Source organism: Sporomusa sp. (assembly GCF_057736855.1).
In genome coordinates this window covers 1-2435 of the sequence record NZ_JBYKYF010000389.1, presented here as the reverse complement: position 1 = coordinate 2435, position 2435 = coordinate 1, and the positions used below count along the sequence as shown (strand labels likewise).

The window sequence follows — 2435 nt, the reverse complement described above, 5'->3', positions numbered from 1 at the left end:
CACCGCACATCTGGCTTTTGATGCATTTCTTACATTGTTCAGTTTTCAGGGAACGTCGCCACCACACAAAAATCACGTGCATCGTGACGTTTATATATGCTATCATGTTTTTTATAACATGTCAACATATTTTTTGTCGCTACCATCTTGCGAAGACAGCTTTTATATATTATCACATCACTGGCGCAATGTCAATAATATTTTTTTCGAATTTTCAATCGCATATTTCAGCGACTTCTATATAATATCACATAGCGTTTCGTCTGTCAATATGTCTTTTTTTAGAATATATTGGTTATTTTTTTTAATCGGACGAATGTTATATTACCATAATGACTTTGCGATTGTCAATAAAAAATTGAACGTAGTTAACAGAACTGAACAACAAGGTCATATGGAGCTTCCGTTCTCTAATATGATTCACTTAAGAACATATGAAAGCTGACCGGCTTGGCCGGTCAGCTTACTCCTACAATTAGTCACGATGACGCATATGTGGGAAAAGCAAGACATCCCTAATAGAATAGGAGTCGGTTAATAACATAACCAATCTGTCGATACCAATACCCAGTCCGCCTGTAGGTGGCAGACCATATTCTAGTGCAGTAATATAGTCTTCATCCATCATATGCGCTTCATCATCGCCAGCCATTCGTTGTGCCAGTTGATCGGCAAACCGTCCATGCTGGTCAATCGGGTCATTCAATTCCGAAAAACCATTGGCAATTTCGCGGGCAAAAATAAATGCCTCAAAACGATCAGTAATATCTGGGTTGTCTTTGTTACGCTTAGCCAGAGGCGATATTTCGGTAGGATGGCCAATAATGAAAGTTGGCTGAATCAAATGCTGTTCTGCCACTTCTTCAAATACATTGTTCAATATACCGCCAATTCCCTGCGTCTTTTCATACTTAACACCCAATTTATCGGCAATGGCTCTTGCCTCTTCTACGGTAGTAACCTCGTTAAAATCTACTCCTGCAAATTTTTTAATGGCTTCCGGCATTGTCATTCGGGTCCAAGGTGGCGTTAAATCAATTTCTTGTCCCTGATAAGTAATCTTGGTTGTACCAAGAACTGCCTGAGCAACGCCGGCAATTACTTCTTCTGTCAAACGCATAACGTCCTGATAATCAGCATACGCCTGATACAGTTCAATCATAGTAAACTCTGGATTATGTTTTATCGAAATACCTTCATTTCTGAATACTCGTCCAAGTTCATATACCTTTTCAAAACCGCCAACAATTAGACGTTTGAGGTATAGCTCCGGGGCAATCCTCATATATAACTTCATGTCAAGCGCATTATGATGAGTTATAAACGGCCTAGCTGCTGCACCACCAGCAATAGGATGCATCATGGGGGTCTCCACTTCTAAGAAACCGCGTTCGTCTAATAATTGACGCACAGCTCTAATAATTTTGCTGCGCATAACAAAATTATTACGTACTTCAGGATTTACAATTAAATCAAGATAGCGCTGCCGATAACGGGTTTCAACATCTTTCAGTCCATGCCACTTTTCTGGCAACGGACGAAGTGTTTTAGCCAAAAGTTCAAAACTGGTAACCTTTACGCTGATTTCACCTTTTTGTGTAGTAAATACCACACCTTCAATACCCACAATATCGCCAATATCCAAGAGGCGAAACCGTTCATAGGCAGTTTCCCCAAGTACATCTTGACGAAAATAAACCTGTATTTTGCCGGTCATATCCATTACATGACCAAAACTAGCCTTCCCATGGCCGCGTACGGCCATAAGCCGCCCAGCGATTCGGACAGTTTGTCCCTCTAATTCAGCATACTGGTCAATGATATCCTTACTATGATGTGTAAAATCATATTTCCGCCCAAACGGTTCGATCCCTTGGGCAGCGATTTTTTCCATCTTTTCCCGGCGAACTTTCATAAGCTCGTTTAATTCTTCTACAGTCTGCTGATTATCTTGTACTGCTTCTGTTTCTGCCATGTAACGTCTCCCCCGTCTTACGTTCTTCAAACACAAATTAATTTTGTCTTCTAATCTCTAAGATTTGATATTTCAAAATTCCTGCTGGAACATTTACTTCTACAATACTCCCTACCTTTTGGCCAAGAATGGCCTGACCAACAGGTGATTCATTCGAAATTTTAAATTCGGCAGGATCTGCTTCAGCCGAACCAACAATAGTATATTCCAGTTCATCATCAAATTCCAAATCCTTGAGTTTTACCGTAGAACCAATGGCAACAACATCGGTTCCCACTTCACCTTCATCAATGACCTTCGCGTTACGCAAAAGCTTTTCCAGACTAAGGATTTCTCCCTCAATGAAGGCTTGTTCATTTTTTGCATCTTCATACTCTGAGTTTTCGCTGATATCGCCGAATTCTATGGCTTGTTTAATACGTTCAGCCACTTCCCGGCGGCGAACTGATTTTAAATAGTC

2 protein-coding genes are annotated in these 2435 nt (G+C 40.6%); both read right to left on the bottom strand.

Features of this window, described 5'->3' with window-relative positions; all coding sequences use genetic code 11:
- Window positions 1-475: 475 nt before the first annotated feature.
- The gene (gene lysS / locus AC29Z1_RS16635; protein ID WP_488272569.1) at window positions 476-1975 is read right to left on the bottom strand and encodes a lysine--tRNA ligase; all 1500 of its coding nucleotides are present in this window, start codon (window positions 1973-1975) and stop codon (window positions 476-478) included.
- Window positions 1976-2012: 37 nt separating this feature from the next.
- A partial coding sequence (gene greA / locus AC29Z1_RS16630; protein WP_488272568.1) for a transcription elongation factor GreA occupies window positions 2013-2435 on the bottom strand: 423 nt, incomplete at its 5' end.